Here is a 22,597-nt window from a genome sequence, read left to right on the forward strand (position 1 = left end):
TAGAAAAATCTTGTAAATTTATTGCTAATGGTGATTGAGCCGAATCCCGGCGACATCGTAAATAAAGACAGCGTGGGCAAAAAACGCGCCACGCTGTAATGCCAGCTGAACTAAAAACTTAAGCCGCTTGAGCGTCCAGCAATCTATCCAACGTACGGATATGCGATTGTTGAGCGGGCAACAGCTTTGTTTCAATCAACGAGCGGACATTTGCAGGCAAGTCGGATTCCTGCAACGCTTCTTCATAATCCTCTATACCGTTTCTTTCGCCTTCCTGCAGCGCTTTTAGCGCGGTTGTCTTGCCCAGCATATTGGCGCCTCCCTGCACTATTTCCGCCCATTTACCCCAGGCGCCTGAATCCCCGGATGGCGTGCCGCCCATCTGGCGGATTTCTTCCTGCAACGTGGAAACCGCCTCTTTATGATCTTCATAAATTGGCTTTAAATATTCCATTTCACTCATTGCCGGTGCTTTTTCCTGAAGTGCACTCATCGCTTGCTGGTAAGTTTCTGTTGCCGACAATTCGTCTTGTAGAAGTTTGTCAACCATTTCAATGTTATTCATGATCTACTCTCCTAATTGATTATTGCTTGATTAGATAAATTAACAGCCTAAAACTTAATTTAAGGTAACTATTCAGCGAAAGAAGAAATAGAACACGGATGACACGGATAAGACTGATTTACACGGATTTTTAACCCAAGCTAAATTTGATTATGCTTTTAAAATCAGTGATTATCCGTGTCATCCGTGTTCCATTAATCATTTCTAGCATACGCTGAATAGCTACAATTTAAGTTTTAGCTAGATTACTTAAGTGTGTACCGATTCTTCCTCTGTCGAGGCAATATCTTCGGCATGAGCCCGTTTGAAAATATCTTTCGCCCTGTCCCGCTCGTCGCTGTTTTCCGTATGAACAGAGATCAAAGCGCTTCCGCCCCTGATCTTTTCCTCATAGCGCTTGGCCTCATACTCAGGCATGCCCAGCCCGATCAAAGCACCGGCCAAACCGCCGGTTGCAGCCCCGACAGCCGCCCCGCCCAAGGCTCCCATGATCGGCCCGGCCGCTATAAACGGCCCGATGCCGGGAATAGCCAAGCTGCCGATTCCGGCCAGCCAACCAAGCACAGCCCCGGTGCCCAAACCGACAGTGCCGCCGATAGCCGTTCCTTCCGGTGCTTTAGTGTGCTTTTCATGGGCAAAATCCTTGCTAGTCGATTTGTCCGGAAACAACACCGATATATCGTTGTTTGAAAAATTGGCTGTCTTCAATTCACCGACAATGGTTTCAGCCTGTTCAATACTTTTGGCAATACCAAAAACTGCTTTAGTCATGACATTCTCCTAGGCCTTTAAGGCGCTTTAATTTCAAGTTGATTAACCGTGTACACATAACAATACCCTTAACAATGAATTATTAAATTGAACGACATCTCTTTACCTTTCTGAATCACCGATTCGCTTTAAACCGGCTTAGATTCAAACATACAGCGGCAAGGAACGATGCAAACCAGTAAAAAGCATAGCGAAAAACTTTTTTAGAGTCGGTACGGCATCGCACACAGAAATGGTGCTTCCATCATCCGCATCGACGGAGATTGGAAGCGGCGGAAAAAACTCCGTAAATGCGGCATAGAAATCGGGATGACGTTCTATGTAGTCATGGACATGGCTTGTCCAACCCGAACCGTATCGCCATGGAACACCTGTCACGAAATGACACAGCCCGACACCCCCTGATTTATCAAAAAACGCGAAAATCCCCTTCCCTAATCAAAGTTATAGTGAGCCTTATAGCGGTAAACAGTGATTATTTAGATATTTGGCACGGACAATGCTTTATCTCTTGGCATTCAGCTTGGATGCAACGGCTTAAGCTTGATAATTGAGATTATTGTCCTGCTTGTAAGCCGGATATCGGGCCTTTAATTTCTGGGATTTAGCTAAAGAAGCGTGCCTGGCTAGGTATAACTACTATTTTCAGCTAATTAAGATTGAGCGTAAGATGATGAAAAAGAAAAACGCCAGTGTAAGTGATTGTAAAACCTGCCTAAAAGATTAGCAGGGCAGCAAAAACTACGCCATCTGATCAAGTGAAATATTAGGAATCAGTATGTTGACCAAATCGACCGACACAACTTTACGCAAAGCACGTCATTTAATGGTTGAGCGTGGGGAGCTGCCGCCCCCCGAGTTGGTAGGAACCACCGTTTTGCAATCGTGGAGCCGCTGCCTGAATGCGGGTCTTGTTCCCATTGGCGGCCCCGAGGACGCGCCTTGCCTTGAAGGTTTCGAATTTGCCCGCGCCGTCGACCGGCAGCGCTTGCTTATCGCTCATGCCCGGCCGGTCATGGAGTATTTGTATTCCCAGACCCGTGATTCAGCCAGCATGGTTATTCTTGCCGATGATTGCGGGGTGCTGCTCGAAATCCTGGGCGACGCCGATTTTTTGAGTCGTGCCGAACGGGTCTCCCTAAGGCAAGGTGCATCGTGGCTCGAACAACATCGGGGCACCAGTGGTATCGGTACGGCACTGGCCGTAGAAGGCCCGGTAGTTGTACATGGCTACGAACATTTTCTCGAACGTCATGGCTTTCTTTCCTGCGCCGCCGCGCCGATAGCGTCGCCGAACGGACGTTTTCAGGGCGTCCTTAACATATCCGGCGATTACCGGGCGCGGCATCCTCATACTTTCGGGTTTGTGCGCGCGGCAGCGCAGATGATCGAGAACCGCTTATTCAATGCGCTTCATGGCGACGCATTGCGGTTAAGATTTCATCCGCTTGCCGAAGGTATCGGCACGATTGCCGAAGGTAAAGTCGCCCTGTCGGAAGACGGTTGGATAGTCGGCGCCAACCAGGCCGCGCTGGCCTTGCTGGGCTTAAATCCTTCCGACCTTGGGGCAACGCCGGTTGCCCATGTGTTGCAGGTGTATCTTAAGGACCTGGTCCACTGGGGGCTGCAACGCGGCAGGGAACCGATGCCGGTCATGCGGCACACCGGCGAATGCTTGTTTGTCCGCGTCGAGCTGGGCCGTAAGACGTTCCAGAGTTTCGTTCCTCGCGAACCCGAAGCCAAGGACGATGCGCTGTCGGCTCTGGATACCGGCGACGCACAGATGAAAACCGCCATCCATAAGGCGCGCCGGCTGGTCGGAAAGTCCATAGCGCTGTTGCTGCGGGGCGAATCGGGCGTCGGCAAGGAGCTTTTCGCGAATGCTTTCCACAATGCCGGATTGCGCCAGGGGAAACCGTTCGTTGCGGTCAATTGCGCAACGCTGCCGGAAAGCCTGGTTGAGACGGAGTTGTTCGGCTACGTTCCCGGTACTTTCACCGGCGCCCGCAAGGAAGGCTCTCCCGGCCGCATACGTTCGGCGGACGGCGGCACGCTGTTCCTCGACGAGATCGGCGATATGCCGCTGGCTCAGCAAGCACGGCTGCTGCGTGTGTTGCAGGAGCGCGAGGTAGTGCCTGTTGGCGGCATCAAGCCTATGCCTGTCGACTTCGACTTGGTCTGCGCGACGCACCGCGACTTAAAAGCCGAAATGGAAGCCGGCCGCTTCCGTGAAGATTTGTATTACCGCATCAACGGCTTCAACCTTAAATTGCCGGCCTTGCGCGAACGCAGCGATTTCGATGTGTTGGCGGCGCGCATATTGCAGGAAATGGCCCCGGACCGGAATGTGATGCTCGAAGACAGTATTGCGGCCGCTTTCGCCGCTTACGCCTGGCCCGGCAACTTGCGGCAATTGGTCAATGTACTGCGGACCGCTACCGCTTTGCTCGACGAAGGCGAAAACATCATCGGCTGGCAGCATCTGCCCGACGACCTCGCCGAAGAACTGCTGACGGACCGGCATACGGCTGCATTGCCCGATACGGCAGAAAACCTGAAAGAATTGTCCGAAGCCGCTGTCGCGCGCGTGATTGCCGCAAGCCGCGGCAACATGTCCGAAGCCGCGCGGCGCCTCGGCATTAGTAGAAACACCCTGTATCGCAGGGTGAAATAGGGCCAACACAATCATCATACACAACGTGGATAAATATACTTTATGAGCGCAGATACAAAACCCGAACTGGATGAAATCGCTATTTATGTTCAAAAAGCGCGCAACGCCCAACAACAAATTGCGGACTACACGCAAGATCAAGTCGACGAGCTGGTCACCGCGATATGCTGGGCTATCGTCCGGCAGGATCGCGCCGAAGAACTGGCCAAACTGGCGGTTGACGAAGGCGGTTTCGGCAATTATGCCGATAAAGTCAGCAAGATCCGCAACCGCTGCATGGGAACCTTGCGCGATATGCAGACCGTGAAAACGGTCGGCATTGTCGAAGAAATTCCCGAAAAAGGCTTGGTAAAAATAGCCAAACCGGTCGGCGTGGTTGCCGCGCTGATTCCGACGACCGGCCCTGACGCGACCCCGCCGTTAAAAACGCTGCTGGCCTTGAAAGGCCGCAATGCGATCATCGTCGCCGCCCATCCCCGGACGCAACTTACCACGGAGCTGACCGTCAAGTACATGCGCGAAGCTTGCGAACAGGTCGGAGCGCCGGCGGACCTGGTCCAGATTATTGAAAAACCTTCGCTGCCGAAAACCCAAAAACTGATGCAGCAAGCGGACTTGATCGTCGCAACCGGCGGCGCGGCAATGGTCAAAGCGGCATACAGTTCAGGAACGCCGGCTTACGGCGTCGGCGTCGGCAATTCGGTCCATGTGATCGATGAAACCGCCGATCTGGACGATGCGGCCAATACCATTGTGACTGCGAAGAAATTCGATTATGCGACCAGTTGCCTGGCCGATAATTCGGTGGTGGCGCATGAGTCGATTTATGGCGATTTAAGCGAACGCCTGCAACAACTGGGCGCTTATCTTTGCAGCGCCGATGAAAAAGACCAATTGCAACGGCTGATGTGGCCGACGCCTGAGAACCATATTCCGAACGTCGACGTGATCGCAAAATCGCCGGCCCATATCGCAAAGTTAGCCGGTTTCAATGTGCCGGAAGATTGCAGTTGTTTGGTCGTCGAAGAAAACGGCGTGGGGCCTGAGCATCCTTTTTCAGGGGAAAAACTGTCGCCGGTGCTGTCGCTATATCGATACGCCGGCGGCATCAACGATGCGATAAATCAAGTCAACGCTATTACCGACTATCAAGGCCATGGCCACACCTGCGGCATCCATACACTCAGTGACGACCATGCGCTGGCCTTGGCCATGCAAACCAAGACCGGCCGGGTGATGGTCAACCAAAGCCTGAACGAAGGCGCGGGCAGCCCGCGAAACGGCTTGCCTTATACGCTCAGCTTAAGCTGCGGCACCTGGGGCGGGAATATAACGACGGAAAACGTCAATGCCCGGCACATGATTAATCTGACCTGGGTTTCCAGGCCGATCCAGCCGAGACCGATTGATGAAAAGAATCTTTTTGAAAGTCATTGGCAAAAATACAGCCGTTAAGCGGTTAAAAACTTGTTTTAAGTTACAGAATTTTCAAATTCAGTTAGTTACTAAAGATGTGACTGGAGTGCAAGCTATGCTTGCCAGCGCAGGCGACATAGCCATCACTCATTACACTGGTTCCCAAGCTCCTGCTTAGGCCCCCCAGTGAGCAAAGCTCTAGCTTCCCGTACTGAATTCCCAAGCGGGACCTTGGAAACTAGCACGCAATAGAAATATCTAAATGGAGGTCTTGAGCAAATGCCGGTTTATCTAATCCGATGCGATGAATGCGATCACCAATTCAGAAGCTTGGTATTGGCCAATACGCAGGAACCCAAGGAATGGGTGTGTTCCCAATGCGGCAGTCACGACGCCAAACCGGCTCATGTCTATGACGATCCGCATCCGCTGGAAAACGACCATGGCGCAGGTTGCCCGTGTTGCGGCGGTATAGGTAGAAAGCATGAGCGATAACACATGATGTCATGCATACGATGAAAAAAGTACTTCGTTAATTATGAGGTGTTCTTGTATAGCTTTGATTTATGGGTTGATGAAACCAACTGAGCATTCTTAAAAACCGAAAACAACAACTATAAATTAGGAGGAGCAGCGTGAATAAGGTACTGATTCCAACAAGTATGGTCGGCAATTATCCCAATCCAAGATGGTGGGATGCTGAATTTGCAAGACATTTCAACGGCGACCGGCAGCCGCCGGATGCTATCTGGCGGGAGGCGTTGGAAGACGCGATGGCGGCCATCGCGACAGATCAGGTCAACGCCGGCCTGGACATAATCTCGGACGGCCGGTTGCAAGCCGATAATTATGCCGACGCTGCACTTTATTATTATTTTAATCGCTTAGGCTACGACCTAAGCGGCAGCCATCTCGGTTTTCCGATCTACAGCCGATTGCATTCGGCCACCGTTACGCAGGAAATCAAACGCCGCGGACAAATCATGGTCGAACAGGCCCGTGCCCTGAAGCGGGCGACCGATAAACCGGTCAAAGTCCAGTACACCGGTATCCAGGTGTTAGCCCAATGCACCAACGACCTGCATTATTCAAACAGCCGCGACCGTGCGATGGCCATTGCCGCCGCGATTAATGAAGATATTTTGGCCGTTGACGAATTGGGTGTCGAGTATATCCAGCTTGACGAATTTACCTGGCCTTACTTTTATGAAGATTGGGCAATCGAAGCGTTCAACCGCGCCGTTGCAGGCGTCAAAAACGCCAAGATTGTCTGCCATATCTGTTGGGGTAATTGGGGCGGCACGCCGGCTTATTATCCCGACGATACCGCCAGTGCCGGTGAGGTTTTCGACCTGACCAAACGCGCCCAAGACGCTAAAGCCCCGAATCCGACCGCATCGGTCGTGCCTAAATCTTACGAGGCAAAAATCGATGTTTTTAACATTGAAGGCATCGGCCGCATGTCGTTTGACGAATCGGGACTTGAACTGCTCAAAACCCATCCAATACCCAAGAACATGATGTTCTGGGCCGGCGTTATCGACGTCAAAAGCACCGTCACCGAAACCGCCGAACAGGTTGCGGCAAAGATTCGCCAATTACTGACCGTGGTTCCTGCCGAACAGTTAGGCGTTACCACCGATTGCGGACTGATCCTGCTGCAACGCTATATCTGCCAAGACAAGCTGCATGCGATGGTTGAAGGGACAAAAATAGTTCGTGATGAACTGGCGAAATGATTAATGGAACACGGATGACACGGATTAAACGGATGATCACGGGTAAAAGTACAGAATACTTTAAGAATCCGTGTAAATCCGTCCTATCCGTTTAATCCGTGTTCCATTTCTTTTTCGGTGAATAGTTTACCTATGAAATTACTTTAACAACACACGAGATGGCAACTGCAATAGATATTTGGGAAAACTACTTGACTATCGCAAAGTGGCAAGACTTTGTGAACGGAACGCTGGAATCCGGCAGTAGCTCTCCCATTTTCAACATAAATCCAAACGACGACCGCGAATTCGACGCGATTTACCTGGGCGGCGGCGCTGCCGGTCGCTTTGGCGCGGCTTATTTGCGGGCCATGGGCGGGCGCGTGCTGATTATCGACCGCTGGCCGTTCCTCGGCGGTTCCTGCCCCCATCAAGCCTGCGTGCCTCATCATCTGTTTTCGGACTGTGCGGCGCAATTGATGCTGGAGCGCACTTTTTCCGGCCAGCTCTGGTTTCAAGAGATGATCGGCAAAACGGTTTCCATCAAGCCCATCGTCGAGCTGTTTCGCAGCGGCAGGACGGGCCCTCACGCGATGATGAACTATCAAAGCAAAGAACAGCTCGGCCTGGAGTTTGTGCTGAATGCGGAAGCCAAAATCATCGATGCCCACACGATACAAGTCAACGGCAGTCAATTCCAGGCAAAAAACCTGGTGCTGGCGCTGGGCGCGAAGCCGATAGTGCCGGATGTTCCGGGCATTCAGTTACAAGGCGTATTTACTTCCCAAAGCCTGGTTGAAAAATTGGATGATGAGCCGGGCAACACGGCTGTAGTGATCGGCGGCGGTAAAACAGCCATTGAATACGGCTGCTTTTTTAACGCCACGGGCCGGCGCACGATTATTGTTGCCCGGCATCAAGCGATGCCGATGCTGAAAGACGCCGAATCCCGTGCTTACGCGATCCTTATGATGGAAGAGCAAGGCATGGAGTTTCTGGAAAATGCGGAATTATCGGTTATCCACGGCGACGCGCAAGGCAAGGTAAAAACGGTTTCGATAAAAACTGCCGGCGGCATCGTCAACATCGATACCGACTTTGTTTTTATCGCAATTGGCGAGCAGGCCAATTCGGAACAGGTGGCCCAAACATTGGGATTGGAATTGGACGATAAAAGCTTTATCAAAGTGAATCGGCGCATGCAGACCTCGATAGCCAATGTCTATGCCGTCGGCGACGTGACCGGGCCGCCGATGGAAATGTTTAAAGCCCGGAAAGAAGGCGTATGCGCCGCCAAAAATATCATGGGGCAAGCGAGTGAATATAAAGCGGCCGACTACCCCGATTTCATGCATACGCATTACGAGGTCAGTTGGTTGGGGCTAAGCGAAACACAAGCGCGTCAACGCTATGCCAACGTAAAAATCCTGAAATTACCGCCGGATAACCCGAACGGCTTCGATGTCGGCTTGCCGGCAGGCGACCGGATGATGTTGTACTTGATGGCGAAGCCGCGCATGTCGGGTTTTCAGAAACTGATTATCGACGGCGACACGCGAAAAATAGTCGGCGCGATTCATATCGGCTATGGCGCGAAAGACGGTTTTCAATACCTGAATTACCTGGTTAAAAACGGGCTGACGATAGACGATTTAGCCGATATGGATGAGCTGTTTATCAGTCCGAGTTATTTCATTCAATTGTGCCGTTTACGTGCCGGCGATATTCATTTCAACGATATGTAGAGCCCCAATAATGATGAATCGATTTCAAGGAAAACACGCCGTTATAACCGGCGGCGCTACCGGCATGGGCTATGACATCGCTAGGCGTCTTGGCATGGAAGGGGCTTCGCTTTCGATTTTGGACATTAATGAAGCCGCATTATCCGATGCAACCCAAGCGCTCCGTGCCGACGGCATCGCCGTCAACGCTTATCAAGTTGACGTCGCCGACCCTCGCGAAGTTGCCGAAACTTTCTCCAAACTGATTGCAGACTGTTCCGGAACGCTCGACATCTTGATTAACAATGCCGGCATTGCCGATTTCGGTACCGTTGAAACCACCGAATTCGATGCTTGGAATAAAGTGATGGCCGTCAATTTGAACGGGACCTACCTGTGCTCGAAAGCCGCATTGCCGGCGATGAAACAACGCGGCGGCACCATCGTTAACTTCGGCTCGATAGCCGGCATGGTCGGCATTCCGAATATGGCCGCTTATTGCACGTCCAAAGCCGCGGTCATCGGTTTGACCAAACAAATGGCGGTCGACTATTCAAAGCTGGGCATACGCGTCAACTGCATTTGCCCAGGCATGATTGCCGATACCGACATGGGGCGGGAAATTCTCGGAACCGACGTGTCCGAACAGCTAATGAAATTACGGCTCAGCAAATATCCGATCGGGCGCTTCGGTAAATCCGAGGAAATCGTCGCGGCGGTATTGTTTTTGGCTTCCGACGAAGCCAGTTTCGTCTGCGGCTCGGCATTTACCGTCGACGGCGCGATGACAGCGATTTAAGGTTAAAACTTATGTATACACAAAACGATAAACGATGTTCGTTAACCGAACTCGTTGCACAGATACAAAACGGCGATTGTTTGGCGATTGGCGGCGGCTTGTCCTGGCGCGAACCGATGGCGGCTTTGCGGGAACTGGTCCGGCAAAACATTAAAGACCTTAAACTGGTCGGCTCAGCGCACGGCATCGATGTCGATTTGTTGTGCGGAGCGGGAAGCGTTACCGTCAGTGCCGAATCCTATGTCGGCTTCGAGCAGGATTTCGGCATGGCGCTGAACTACCGTCGCGCCTGTGAATCGGGCACGGTAAAAGTGGAAGATAACTGCTGTTACACCTTAGTCCAGCAACTTCGGGCGGCCATTCAAGGCTTGCCTTTCATGCCGATCCGCTCGGTGCAAGGAACGGATTTCTTAAAGTTGCACCCTGAATTTAAAACGATGGCCTGCCCTTTTACCGGCGAACAACTGGTTTTAGTGCCCGCGTTGAAACCCGACGTTGCGCTTATTCATGCCCACTATGCCGACCAGCACGGCAATTTGCATATTGATGGGCCGCCGGTGGCCGACGTTCTGTTTGCCAAGGCGTCCAAAAAAGTCCTCGTTACGGTTGAAGAAGTGATTCCTCATGACGAATTGGCAAAAAAAGGCGTAACGATTCCGTATTTTTATGTCACCGGCGTTTGCGAAACACCTTACGGCGCTCACCCGACGTCATGCTACCCGCGTTATGCCTATGACCGGGAACATACCGCCTGTTATTACCAAGCCGCCAAACAGGGCGTAGACAGTTTTCATCAAAACTACCTGACGCCTTTCGTTTACGGCTGCGAGGATCATGACGCTTATCTAACAGCCGTCGGCGGCAAAGCCAGATTGGCTTGTCTGGAACAGTGGGATCAGAGCACCGAAAAATGGATGCAACTTTATGAATAATCAAAATAAGATTCAAACTTGTACGCTCGGCGAATTGATGATCTACCAGATCGCATTGTCGATAGAAGACGGGATTTTAGCGTTTCACGGCTTCGGATCGCCGTTGGTGCAGTTAGCTTTGCACCTGGCCAAACGCAATCATGCACCCAATTTGGTGTTGGTGGCCGGTGCGACCTACGGCATCAATCCGACTCCGGCATTTTTAACGCCGACGACCAACGATTTTGCGATGAACCGCGATGCCGAATGCCATTTATCGATTGAAGAACTCTTCGACCTGGCCGCGAGCGGACGATTAGGCCGGATGTTTTTGTCGGGTTTGCAGATCGACTGCTGGGGCAATATGAACGTGACCCGCCTGGGAAATGACGAGCGGATTTCGTTAAAACTGCCCGGCGGTGGCGGCGGCTGTAATTTATCGGCCGATGCCGGCCACGTAACCATCTGGACGGCAGCGCATCGCACTCATGCCGACGAAAAAGGCCGCCGTCGTTATCGCTTGGCTAACCGTTGCGATTTTATCACCAGCGTTGGTCATCGCACCTCGGAAGGCTTGCCGCGCACCGCTATGCCTTATCGCGGAGGCGGGCCGGATTGCATAGTGACCGACTTAGGGGTATTCGGTTTTAACCAGGAAGGCCACATGCAATTACGCGCCCTTTATCCCGATACCAGCGTCGAATTGATCGCTGAAAGCACGGAATTCGATCTGCCTGTTGCCGCAAACCTTTCGACAGCCGCTTTGCCTGAACCCGCTTTGGTCGAATTCATCCGCCGTATGGATCCTTTAAAAATCCATCAGCGAGAGCTCAGTCCCGCCGATCGCGGGCGCTTTTTTCAATTGAGCGGAGCCTAACCGATGAATGGTCAAATTCTACAGGTCGGGTCTCTAAAGCAGCAGCTTAACTTCGTACCGTTGCCGTACCGTTGCGTCAGCTTCCAGCCGTATGAAGGGAAAATGGATGCAGACGTGATAACGCAGTATCTATTGGGCCGGGAAGTCTATCGGCGCACCGACATCATCATTTTGCATAATTCGCGGCAGCAATACGCCGTTGCCGCCGTGCAGCGCAGAACCTCGGAAACGTTATTCAGTCCGGTCGATAAAGCGGAAGTCTTGGCGCTTCCCGATGACTGCGTGTTTATTACCGATCCCGCTACCGACCCGGCCAACCGATCCGCATTGGCTCAATTAGCCGTTAGGCATCGTGTTTCTTCCGAGCAGACCGCGATAGTGGCCGGCACGTTCGATCATATCAATATCATTCATCGTCCCAAGCCGTTGGTTGTGCGCGTGATTGAAGTCGTGCCGCCGGAACCGCCAAAGCTTTATCACCTGATCGAACAAGTGTTGAGTTATGCCGACTTGCCGCCGATCCTGCTGGAATTGGAGACGATCGATTTACGCGATCTCGCCGCTACGGTCAGCCCGGAAGCTTATTTGGTGCCCTGCCGTTCGGGAGGACTGACGGATTTGAGCGCGCCGGTTCATTTTCTTGACGAACGGCCGGCACAACGCCAAAACTGGACCTTGCTCGGATGCGAGCGCAGTTTGCAATTTCATCGCCATTACTACGGAGACGAACCGCCCCGTGTGGAGATGTGTCCGCGCAAGCTGTACAACCCCGACGCCAATCCGGCCATGCTGAAATGCTGCCTGCTTGAGTACGATATTGAACAGCAGGAGAACTTGACGGTGGTGCCTTGGGGATCGGACTTGCCGATGATCGAAAAGGCCTTGCGCCAACTGGTGGAGAACAATCCGTATGTTTGAATGCGCGTGGGAAAACATTATAAAAAGCATGCGGGATCCGCGAATCGAAAAACCGCGCAAGACCGGCTGCACGATGGTCATGGATGTCGGCAAGAGCCTAGACGAAACCAAACATATCCTGGAGGTAGCTGCCCGCTATATCGATCATTGGAAGTTCGGTTTCGGCACATCCGTGTTCATGGACAAAGCCTTGTTGCAGCAAAAACTGCAATTGCTGGCATCCCATAACATCCTGACTTTTCCGGGCGGTACTTTGCTTGAGGTCGCGTTGCTGGAACATCATTGCCGCGTGTATATGACCCATGCCAAGGAGTTGGGCTTTAGCGCGGTGGAAATTTCCGACGGCACATTGCCGATTCCTCGTTTCAGGCGCAACAAAATTATCGAATGCGCGTTAAACGCCGGCTTGATTCCGATCACCGAAGTCGGCAAGAAAGATCCCAAACGCCAGCCGACGATTGATCAAGTCGCCGAAGAAGTTCTGGAGGATATCGAGTGGGGCGCGGCTTGGGTAGTCTTGGAAGGGCGCGAAAGCGGTCAAGGCGTAGGCGTCTTCGATGACGCGGGCAATGTCGACGATTTCGATGTCGGCATGATTGTCGACCTGATAGGCGACAAACAAGACGCGCTGATATGGGAAGCGCCTCTTAAATCCCAACAGGCTTTTTTTATCGAAAAATTCGGCGCGAATGTCGGGCTGGGCAATATCCCGACCGACCAGGTTCTGGCGTTGGAAGCACTGCGCAACGGTTTGCGCTTCGACACGCTGAACCGTGTCAGCGGCAAGTTGATGCGCGAAGGCGTTTGGGATCCTAACCAGGTGGAAAGCAACTGTTTAAACAACCGGGCCGGAAAACTCTGATGCCGAACGATAAACAACAACCGGCATCGATACAGGAAAAAGTGCTGGAAATCGGCGGCAGACTGAAAAGCGCGCCGTCCAAGCGATTAATTAATGCCGTGTTCGCGTCCGAATTAAGCCATCAAAACCATTTATTCGAAGCTTTGGGACTCGTCGATATTGCGCATACGCTGTGCGCGATCGACGCACAGACGATCCCGGCCAAAGAAGGGCGTGATTTATTGGCGCACTTGCTCGAACTGCAAGACCGGCCCGACACTTTTTCGATGACGCCGGACAGAGGCGATATTTATACCAACCGCGAAGCTTGGCTGGCGGAACGGACCGACGCCACCGGCTGGCTTGGCGCGGGCCGGGCGCGGCGGGAAGCGATCACGACCGCGTTCGTCCTGGTTACCCGGCAATGCCTGCTTGAATTCAGCGAAACATTAATCGACCTATGCCGAACTATGGTTCAGCAAGCGGAGCGCCACGGGCTGACGCTGATGCCGGATTACACCTACCTACAGGCGGCGCAGCCGACCACGTTCGGGCATTATTTATTGGCTTTCACCTATCCGTTATTGCGCGACCTGGACCGGCTGAAAGCCTTGCTGGCCCGGCTTAACCTTAGCCCGATGGGATGCGGCAGCACCAATGGCTCAAGGTTGTTGCAGGAACGAAAGCAGTTGGCGGATTTACTGGGCTTCAACGGTTTGATCGCCCATGCCCGCGACGCGATGTGGCAAGCGGACTTGTTCATCGAAACCGCGTCCATATTGACCACGTGCAGTATCAGTCTCAGCCGTCTGGCCGAGGATTTGCAAGTTTACAGTACCCAAGAATTTGCCCTGGTCGAGCTGGACGACCGACATGCCCGCGCCAGCAAAATCATGCCGCAAAAAAAGAACCCGTTCGCGTTAACGCATATCCGGGGCGTCGCCAATAAAACGACCGGACTGTTAACTTCCGTCGCGGCAGCGGCCAGAACGCCTTCCGGCCAACCCGACAATCGATTGCTGATCTACGGCGACCTGCCCGAAGCCCTGCAAACCGTCAACGATGCCGCGGGATTAATGGCGGAAGTGTTGCAGAGCATCAGTTTCAATACAGCCAGAGGCGAAGCCTTGGTGAATGTCGGCTGGGCTCTATCGACCGATCTGGCCGAATCGCTGGTGTTGGAATGCGGGCTGGATTTTAGGAGCGCGCATCATTTAGTGGCTTTTCTGGCTAGCGAATACCGGGGTAAAAGTATACGGGAGCTTAGTTATGAAAACCTGATGCAAGCCGTCGTTACCGTTCTGGGGCGATCTATCGAATTGACTGAACAACAGTTTAAAGCTGCCTTGGACGCTAATCTGGCCTTGCAAGCACGAACACAACCGGGCGGTACTTCGATGGACAGCATGAATACAATGATCGCCGAATGCCGCGAACAACTGGCGAAACATCATCAAAAAAACCAGGCCAATAAAACTTATATTGCAGACAAGCAACGCGATTTACTGGAACAAGCAATAAAGGCGATTGGCTGATGATAAATAACTGATGTTACGCACCGTCCACGAAAGGCACGAAAAATATCAGCCGTAGATTGGCCGCTTGCTGGCGATTAGACCTTCCAGGTTTTACGACTGCCATGGATGGTGGAAGTGCTGGAGCCGCCGGGACCGGCTCCAGTGAAAACCTGGAAGGTCTGCCTATCGGATTGTTCTCTGCATAACGCCAGTTCCGGTTGCCGGAAACGCCCGCCCTTGCTGCCGCCGGGCGGTCTTATTTCGGCCTAAATCTGAGAATGAGCAGAGAGTTAGTGCCGATGGCATGGATTAAATCCCGTTTGCCGCGCCGAGCACCGGAGCTTTTGTCGAGGATAGCCCGTGAGGGGTGCGGCAGGGATGCCGCACGTCAGCAGAGGGGCAGAAGCCACTTCTGCTGACCCTCGGCAAAAGCGAGGAGCGCAGGAAGCAAGCGGTAACCGGGCCGCCTTTCTTTTGGATACTTTTCTTTGGCGGAGCACAAATTCGCCTGGAGCGAATTTGAACAGCCGATAAGGCTGGCCCGCAGGGCGAAAACCATGGATGGTTTTCGTAGCGAAAGTATCTCGCCCTCGGGTGCGAGAACCCGATTCAAATAACCGTCGCGCTAGCGACACATTAGTATAAGGAATTGAGCAATGTCCAAATCGACCTTTGACTACATCATCGTTGGCGCCGGTTCCGCCGGTTGCGTCCTTGCCAATCGCCTGAGCGAGGATTCAAATTGCCAAGTTCTGCTGCTTGAGGCCGGCGGCGAAGACGATGCCGCGACTATCCGCACTCCGGCATTGTTTTCACAATTGCAGGACAGCCCCTACGATTGGAGCGACCGGACCGTGCCGCAACAACATATGAACGGCCGCCGCATTTACATCCCGCAAGGAAAAGTCTTGGGCGGCTCAAGTTCGATCAATTACATGATTTATATCCGCGGCCATCGCAACGATTACGATCATTGGGCCAGCCTCGGCAACACCGGCTGGAGTTATGACGAGGTGCTGCCTTATTTCATCAAATCGGAAACGAATGAAACGTTTACCGACCGTTATCACGGCCAATCCGGACCGCTGGCAGTTTCCAGCCACTCGAAATTAAGCCCGGTATCCGAGCGTTATCTTGCGGCCGCGCAACAAGCGGGTATTGCTTTCAATGCCGATTTTAACGGCGAGCGGCAGGAAGGCTGCGGACCGTTGCAAAGAAATATTGTCAACGGCACACGAAGCAGCACCGCTGCGGCTTATCTGAATCCGGCCCGGACTCGCACTAACCTTACAGTGATCAGCCATGCGCAAGCCACGAAACTGCTGTTCACCGGTAACCGGGTAAGCGGCGTGCAATATCTGCGTTTCGGCATGACCGAACAGGCTCATGCCGGTGCCGAAGTCATCTTATCCGGCGGGGCTTTCCGCTCGCCGCAATTACTGATGCTGTCGGGGTTGGGGCCGGCTTCGGAGCTTGAAAAACTCGGCATCGACGTGCGCATGGATTTGCCCGAAGTCGGCAAAAACCTGCAAGACCATATACATGCCCGAGTGCGTTGCGAACTGACCCAAGCTTTAACTTTCGCGCCGCTGCCGGAAGACGAAAAAATGGCGGCCGCTCGCAGTTACGAATACGCCAAAACCGGTCCTTTGGCTTCGAATTTTCTGGAAGCTGGAGCTTTCGTCAATAGCCGTCCCGACGTGACTCATCCCGACCTGCAATTGTTTTTATTCGGCAACTTAACGCCCGAGTATCCTGAAGCCGGATCGACGAACCGTCACGGCATAGCCCTGACCGCTTACGTCAACAGGCCGCGCAGCACCGGCGAGATAACGCTGTCTTCGGCCGATCCGTTGGACCGTCCGCGCATCGATCCTCGTTATTTCAGCGATCCGGACGACCTTCGTTGCTTGGTCGAAGGCGTACGTTGGAATCTTAAAATCCTGCACGGGCATGCTTTTGACGACATCAGGGGCGTTGAGTTATCGCCGGGCATCACTGTCCGCGACGACGCGGGCTTGGAGGATTTCGTACGGCGCACGGCATCGACCACCTGGCATCCGACCTCGACCTGCCGAATGGGAACCGATGCGACGGCGGTGGTCGACCCAAGGCTACGAGTCAATGGCGTCAACGGTCTGCGTGTAGTTGACGCGTCCATCATGCCCTCCATAGTCAGCGGCAACACCAACGCCCCGGTCATCATGATCGCGGAAAAAGCGGCCGACTTGATTCGGCAAGACTAAGGATTTAATAACCGATGTTACGTACAGAGCGTACTTCTCCCGTTTGCCGCGCCGAGTACCTGAGCTTTTGCCGAGAATGGCCCGTAAGGGGTGCGGCAGGGATGCCGCACGTCAGCAGAGGGGCAGGAGCCCCTTCTGCTGACCCTCGGCAAAAGCGAGGAGCGCAGGATAAAAGCGGCAACCGGGCCGCCACTTTTCTTTGGCGGAGCAAAGAAAAGTATCTCGCCTTCGGGTGCGAGAACCCGATTCAAGCAAACTGTCGCGCTAGCGACGCCTTAAATCTAAATTCGACTGAATGCGTAACATCAGTTAATAAGGAAATCAGTTTATGATTGATTCAGTCCATATCAATGATTCGACGATTTACGGCCCGTCCTGGGCCGACCCGGAGTTACGCCCTTTATTTACCGAGCAAAACAAAATCAAAGGCTGGCTTGAAGTCATGACCGTACTGGCTGAGGTGCAGGCCGAGTTCGGCTTGATTCCGGCACAAGCCGCAACAGAGATCAGACGGGCTTACGAAAACATCGACATAGACGAAGCTTTTTTACAGGAAGCGGCCGAAGGCTTTGCAAAAACCAATCATTCCCTGGTGGGCCTGATCAATGCGTTCAAACAGCGCTACGGAGCCGCGGGCGGCGAATGGCTCTGTTACGGCGCAACCGTTCAGGATATTACCGATATCCATACCGTCCGTACTTTACTAAAAGTTCACGAGCATTTTTTAGCGCAGATTATCGAAATAGAGCGGATCCTGATCGATCTGGCGCGGCTGCACCGGCAGACCGTGATGTGCGGGCGCACGCATGCTCAGCCGGGGTTATTGATCACGTTCGGTTTTAAAGCCGCCACTTGGCTGGACGAGCTGGAGCGTCATCGCCAACGTTTAACTGAGCTTAAATCGCGCCTTAATGTCGGCCAACTTTGCGGGGGCGTCGGCAGCCTGTCGTCCTTGGGCCCCGACGCGCTGGCCTTGCAACTTACCGTGTTACAGCGTTTGGGCTTGAATGCGCCGGCCATCTCCTGGACCAGCACCCGCGATCGCTATGCCGAATGGGTTAATCTATTAGCAATGATGACTGCCACAGGCGATCGGATCGGCCAGGAAGTCGTCAATCTGCAACGGCCTGAAATCGGCGAATTGAGCGAAGGATTTGTCAGCGGGGCGGTCGGCAGCATCACGATGCCGCAGAAACGCAACCCGGAAATTTCCGAGCATCTCGGCACCTTATCGCGGGTAGTCAGGCATCACGCCGCGCATATGGCGGAAAATCTCGTTCACAGCCATGAACGGGACGGACGGTCATGGAAAGGCGAATGGATTATTATTCCCGACGCAACGCTGGCGACCGGCAAATCCCTGGCGTTGCTGAAGCTGCTGCTGAAGGATTTGCAGATCAATCCGCAGCGGATGCTCGCCAATATCCAGACAACCCAAGGCTTTGTCCATGCCGAAGCGGTGATGCTGGCGCTGGCGAAGGCGCTGGGCAAGCAAAGCGCGCACCGGCTTGTCTACGATCTGGCGATGCAAGCCCAAAGCGAAGAACTGCATCTTAAACAGGCGCTTCTGAATAATCCGCAAATCGGCGCTATTTTAAGACATGACGAGATAGAGGCGCTGTTCAATCCCGAACACAGCACTGGAGTTTGCGAAACCATGGTTGAGCAAGTCGTTGCACGGATATCTTTACCTTAGAAAAGTCGATTGCCATGAATACCCACCAACATCTTGTTATCGAACGTGTCGCCGGCCAAATACCCCGGCATATTCTCGCCCATTATCCAACCCATCTGATGCGGGCGAACCGGTTGACGGAAACGCTTGGCGACGCCGAGCTCTGGTTTAAACGCGACGACCTGATCAGTTTCGGTTTGGGCGGCAATAAGATACGCGGTTTGGAAGTGATGCTGGCCGAGGCTTTGGCGCTGAACGCCGATTACCTGGTAACAGGCGCCGGCGTACAGTCCAACCATGTGCGGGCGACAGCGGCAACCGCGGCTCATGCAGGGCTCGGTTGTACGGCGGTGTATTGGGGAAAGCCGCCTGCGGTGATGGACGGAAATTACCGCCTGACCAATATGTTGAATGCCCAATTCCATTTTACCGGTGACGATGACAGAGCGTCGGTCGATACCCATATTCATCAGGTTGCGGCTAACTTGCGCGAGCAGGGTCACAGGCCTTATAAAATCCCACGCGGAGGCGCTTGTGCGATGGGTGTGTTGGGCCATGTGCTGGCGGTTTTCGAGCTTTACCAGCAATGTCTGAGTCAAGGTATGGAACCCGATGCGATCGTACTGGCAGTGGGTTCCGGCGGAACCTATGCCGGTTGGCTGCTGGGCATCAGGTTGTTGAAGCTGCACTGGAAAATGCTCTGTTATACCGTCAGCCGGGAGCCGGAAGAGGTCAGCCGGCAAGTTGCCGATTTGGCGACACAAGCCGCCGCTTTATTGAAACTGGATTGGACCTTTCATAAAGAAGATGTGCCCGTTCTTGGCGGATTTATCGGCCAAGGTTACGGCATCCCAAGCCCGGAAGCCGCAGAAGCGATCAAGCAAGTCGGCCGTAGCGAAGGCATTTTGCTCGATCCTGTCTATACCGGTAAAGCAATGGCCGGATTCCTGCACGGTCTACAAAACAGACAGTTTGAACAATATAAAAAAATAGTTTTTATGCATACCGGCGGCGAGCCGGCGTTTTTTGCCGGGAACGGCGATTGGTTGAATTCCGGATATAGAGAAATGGAACACGGATGACACGGATGGGACTGATTTACACGGATTTTTAGTTCGAGCCAAGTTTATTTGCGCTTTTAAATCCGTGTTTATCCGTTTAATCCGTGTCATCCGTGTTCTATTAAGCATGCGCTGAATAGTTAGCAATCGTTAAAAATATTTTCAAAGCCTTAACCGCAATTGAACAACAGGGGAATATATGAGAATCATCGTCATAGGCGGGGTCGCGGCAGGTACCAAAGCAGCGGCAAAAGCGCATCGGGTCGATCCGAATAATGAAATCATCCTGTACCAGGATGAATCCGAAGTGTCCTACTCCGCTTGCGGAATGCCTTATGTGATCAGCGGGGTCATTGCCGACGAACGGAAAGTCATCATCAGGCAGCCTGAAGATTTTGCGAAGGACGGTATCCGGGTTTTTATACGGCACCGCGTGCTTGGCATCGATACCGGCAAACAACAACTCAGCGTAAGGAACCTGCAAGACAATACGAATTTTACCGTTAGCTATGATCGATTGATTATCGCGACCGGCGCTCGTCCGATAGTGCCGAATCTTGAAGGCATAACGCTGGAAGGCGTGCTGACTTTGCGCAATATCTCCGACCTGGCGCAATTCAAAGCGCTGTTACCTGCATTGCTGCCGCAAAAGGCGGTTATCATCGGGGCCGGCTATATTGGCCTGGAACTAGCCGAAACTTTTCATGCACTAAATATAAAAACCACCATTATCGAAAAGGCGCCCCGTATTCTGCCGAAATTCGACCCGGAAATGGCTCAGCGCGTACATGACCATTTGCTGGAAAACCAGGTTGAAATAATACTCGGCGACGGTCTAGCCAAACTTAACGGCAGCAATGGCAGGATAACTTCCGTGGAGACTGAACTCGGAAAAACCGTGCCTGCCGATCTCGTCGTGATCGCGATTGGCGTGAAACCCAATACGGAACTGGCGAAACAGGCCGGCATTGAACTCGGAGTCACCGGAGCCGTTAAAGTTGATTCAAGCATGGCAACCAACGTAGCGGGCGTTTATGCGGCCGGCGATTGTTGCGAAACCATCAACCGGATAACAGGCGCGGCAACATGGATGCCTTTGGGCGATATCGCCAATCTACAAGGCCGCGTCGCCGGGGAAAACGTTGCCGGAGGAGACGCCCGTTTCCCCGGCATTTTCGGCACGGCCATCTTCAAGACCTTTAAATTGACCGTCGCAATGACCGGCTTATCCGAGCAATCCGCGCTGGAATCAGACTTCGATCCGATTTCGATTGTGACCGAAGGCAGCGACCGGGCGCGCTACTACCCCGGCAGACAAGGCTTTTCGTTAAAACTGATCGCCGACCGGAAAGACGGCAGGCTATTGGGCGCCCAGGCGGTTGGTTTTGAGGGTGTCGATAAAATGATCGACATCGCCGCCACCGCATTACTGGGTAAGCTGACGTGTTCCGATCTTGAGAATGCAGACCTTGCTTACTCGCCGCCTTTCAGTCCGGTACTATCGCCGATCATCGTAGCGGCAGGCGTTTTAAACGGTAAATTGGCGGCTCGGTAAATAGGCTTGGGAAATCCCTCGACGGACGTAAGCAGAAACTCCGATCACTACACTCTGAATTGGCTTGATATTACCGCGATGGGTTGTTTATCGTCGACAACGAGAAAACGTGTGTGCTTGGTGATTAACGTCATTCTTCCGGCAGAAGCAGCATTTAACTTAGAGCTTGATTTGTTCGGCGATAGCCTGTTCCAGATATTGGGCTTTCTTATCTATGTCCGCGTCCGAGTCGGCAAAGCGCGCCGCAATTGCCTTGAATTCTTCCTGTAAATCTAAAAAGGCATCCACCATGTCCGGATCGAAATGCTTGCCCTTGCCTTCAATGATGATGTGTACCGCTTGTTCGTGCGGCATGCCGTTCTTATAGACGCGGCGGCTGATCAGGGCATCGTACACATCCGCCACCGCCATCAGCCGCGCCGAAATCGGGATGTCGTCCCCGCAAAGTCCCAGCGGATAACCGCTGCCGTCCCATTTTTCCTGATGGCTGTAGGCAATTTCCTTGGCCATTTTCAAAAACCCGACTTCGATGCCGAGCGCGTCCTCGGCCTGCTGGATCGCATCCCTGCCTAAGGTAGTATGCGTTTTCATGATGTCCATTTCATGCGCTTCAAAACGTCCCGGCTTCAGCAAGATGCGGTCCGGAATGCCCACTTTGCCGATGTCGTGCAAGGGCGCCGATTTAAACAGCATATTAATATTGTGCTCAGTCAGGAAATGCGCAAAACGCGGATGATTTTTCAGCTTATTCGCTAACGCCCTGACGTAATATTGAGTACGGCGAATATGGTTACCGGTATCGGAATCGCGCGTTTCCGCCAACGAGGCCATCGCCAATATCGTCACATCCTGAATGGCTGTGATCTCTTTGGTGCGCTCGGAAACTTCATTTTCAAGAAATGCGGAATGATCTTTCAAAAAATCATGCATTTTTTTCATGCCGAGATGGGTTTTGACCCGCGCCATGACAATCGGAGGGCTAATAGGCTTGGTAATGTAATCGACCGCGCCCAGTTCAAAACCTTTGGTTTCATCGTTAACCTCGGATTTTGCCGTCAAAAAAATTACCGGAATGTCTCGCGTTTTTGCCTCAGTCCGTAGCCGCCGGCATACTTCGTACCCGTCCATCTCCGGCATCATAATATCCAGTAAAATCAGGTCGGGGGGCGTGTCGGACCGCGCAATCTTGAGCGCCCTTTCGCCACTGTTGGCAAGCCTGACAATGTAGTCGTCCTCAAGCAATCCGCTCATTAAGGCCAGGTTGTCCGGGGTATCGTCCACTACCAACACAGTTGCTTTTTCCAGAGAGCCGGGTGCGTCTATCATGGT

18 protein-coding genes are annotated in these 22,597 nt (G+C 53.0%); 15 read left to right on the plus strand and 3 right to left on the minus strand.

The features are described 5' to 3' along the window. Positions 1-118: 118 nt before the first annotated feature. Both EKO24_RS02240 and EKO24_RS02245 read right to left on the minus strand, forming a co-directional pair. Positions 119-565, minus strand: a complete 447-nt coding sequence (locus EKO24_RS02240) for a DUF2383 domain-containing protein (RefSeq protein ID WP_127027082.1) — start codon at positions 563-565, stop codon at positions 119-121. A 249-nt stretch (positions 566-814) separates the two neighbouring features. Continuing rightward, positions 815-1,336, minus strand: coding sequence for a hypothetical protein (locus tag EKO24_RS02245; RefSeq protein WP_127027083.1), 522 nt, complete (start codon positions 1,334-1,336; stop codon positions 815-817). Positions 1,337-2,114: 778 nt separating this feature from the next. Between EKO24_RS02245 and EKO24_RS02250 the strand changes: the two genes are divergently transcribed. From EKO24_RS02250 to EKO24_RS02330, 15 genes are all read left to right on the plus strand, one after another. Beyond that, entirely contained in the window at positions 2,115-4,010 is a 1,896-nt protein-coding gene (locus tag EKO24_RS02250; protein WP_127027084.1) for a sigma-54-dependent Fis family transcriptional regulator, read from the plus strand. Between the two features lie 42 nt (positions 4,011-4,052). Further along, positions 4,053-5,465, plus strand: coding sequence for an aldehyde dehydrogenase family protein (locus tag EKO24_RS02255; protein WP_127027085.1), 1,413 nt, complete (start codon positions 4,053-4,055; stop codon positions 5,463-5,465). 240 nt (positions 5,466-5,705) lie between these two features. Continuing rightward, a complete protein-coding gene (locus EKO24_RS02260; protein WP_127027086.1) occupies positions 5,706-5,921 on the plus strand; it encodes a zinc ribbon domain-containing protein in 216 nt (71 codons plus the stop codon). Positions 5,922-6,061: 140 nt separating this feature from the next. Further along, positions 6,062-7,165, plus strand: a complete 1,104-nt coding sequence (locus EKO24_RS02265; RefSeq protein WP_277752483.1) for a cobalamin-independent methionine synthase II family protein — start codon at positions 6,062-6,064, stop codon at positions 7,163-7,165. 158 nt (positions 7,166-7,323) lie between these two features. Further along, a complete protein-coding gene (locus tag EKO24_RS02270) occupies positions 7,324-8,889 on the plus strand; it encodes an FAD-dependent oxidoreductase (RefSeq protein ID WP_127027087.1) in 1,566 nt (521 codons plus the stop codon). A 10-nt stretch (positions 8,890-8,899) separates the two neighbouring features. Next, the gene (locus EKO24_RS02275; protein ID WP_241674368.1) at positions 8,900-9,667 is read left to right on the plus strand and encodes an SDR family NAD(P)-dependent oxidoreductase; all 768 of its coding nucleotides are present in this window, start codon (positions 8,900-8,902) and stop codon (positions 9,665-9,667) included. A gap of 11 nt (positions 9,668-9,678) precedes the next feature. Further along, the gene (locus tag EKO24_RS02280) at positions 9,679-10,599 is read left to right on the plus strand and encodes a CoA transferase subunit A (protein ID WP_127027088.1); all 921 of its coding nucleotides are present in this window, start codon (positions 9,679-9,681) and stop codon (positions 10,597-10,599) included. Then, positions 10,592-11,455: a CoA transferase gene (locus EKO24_RS02285; RefSeq protein WP_127027089.1), complete on the plus strand. Its 864-nt coding sequence runs from the start codon at positions 10,592-10,594 to the stop codon at positions 11,453-11,455. Before EKO24_RS02280 ends, EKO24_RS02285 begins: the two co-directional genes overlap by 8 nt. 3 nt (positions 11,456-11,458) lie before the next feature. After that, entirely contained in the window at positions 11,459-12,373 is a 915-nt protein-coding gene (locus EKO24_RS02290; RefSeq protein ID WP_127027090.1) for an XcbA family protein, read from the plus strand. Beyond that, the gene (comA, locus tag EKO24_RS02295; protein ID WP_479680435.1) at positions 12,366-13,235 is read left to right on the plus strand and encodes a phosphosulfolactate synthase; all 870 of its coding nucleotides are present in this window, start codon (positions 12,366-12,368) and stop codon (positions 13,233-13,235) included. The genes EKO24_RS02290 and comA overlap by 8 nt, the downstream gene beginning before the upstream one ends. After that, entirely contained in the window at positions 13,235-14,749 is a 1,515-nt protein-coding gene (gene xcbC, locus EKO24_RS02300; RefSeq protein ID WP_127027091.1) for a 2-phosphosulfolactate phosphatase XcbC, read from the plus strand. The genes comA and xcbC overlap by 1 nt, the downstream gene beginning before the upstream one ends. A gap of 638 nt (positions 14,750-15,387) precedes the next feature. Further along, complete coding sequence (locus EKO24_RS02310) at positions 15,388-16,977, plus strand: GMC family oxidoreductase (RefSeq protein ID WP_127027092.1); 1,590 nt, start codon at positions 15,388-15,390, stop codon at positions 16,975-16,977. Between the two features lie 328 nt (positions 16,978-17,305). Then, positions 17,306-18,673: a 3-sulfopropionylcysteine synthase XcbD gene (gene xcbD, locus EKO24_RS02320; RefSeq protein WP_127027093.1), complete on the plus strand. Its 1,368-nt coding sequence runs from the start codon at positions 17,306-17,308 to the stop codon at positions 18,671-18,673. A gap of 14 nt (positions 18,674-18,687) precedes the next feature. Then, positions 18,688-19,734, plus strand: coding sequence for a coenzyme M biosynthesis enzyme XcbE (gene xcbE, locus EKO24_RS02325; protein ID WP_127027094.1), 1,047 nt, complete (start codon positions 18,688-18,690; stop codon positions 19,732-19,734). A gap of 178 nt (positions 19,735-19,912) precedes the next feature. Next, positions 19,913-21,268 (plus strand): FAD-dependent oxidoreductase, encoded by a 1,356-nt coding sequence (locus EKO24_RS02330; RefSeq protein ID WP_127027095.1) that lies wholly within the window; start codon positions 19,913-19,915, stop codon positions 21,266-21,268. A gap of 159 nt (positions 21,269-21,427) precedes the next feature. Here EKO24_RS02330 and EKO24_RS02335 read toward each other — a convergent pair whose 3' ends face one another. Further along, positions 21,428-22,594: a response regulator gene (locus tag EKO24_RS02335; RefSeq protein WP_143733140.1), complete on the minus strand. Its 1,167-nt coding sequence runs from the start codon at positions 22,592-22,594 to the stop codon at positions 21,428-21,430. Positions 22,595-22,597: the final 3 nt, after the last annotated feature.

This window comes from Candidatus Methylobacter oryzae, from assembly GCF_003994235.2.
GTDB classification, from domain to species: Bacteria; Pseudomonadota; Gammaproteobacteria; order Methylococcales; family Methylomonadaceae; genus Methylobacter_A; species Methylobacter_A oryzae.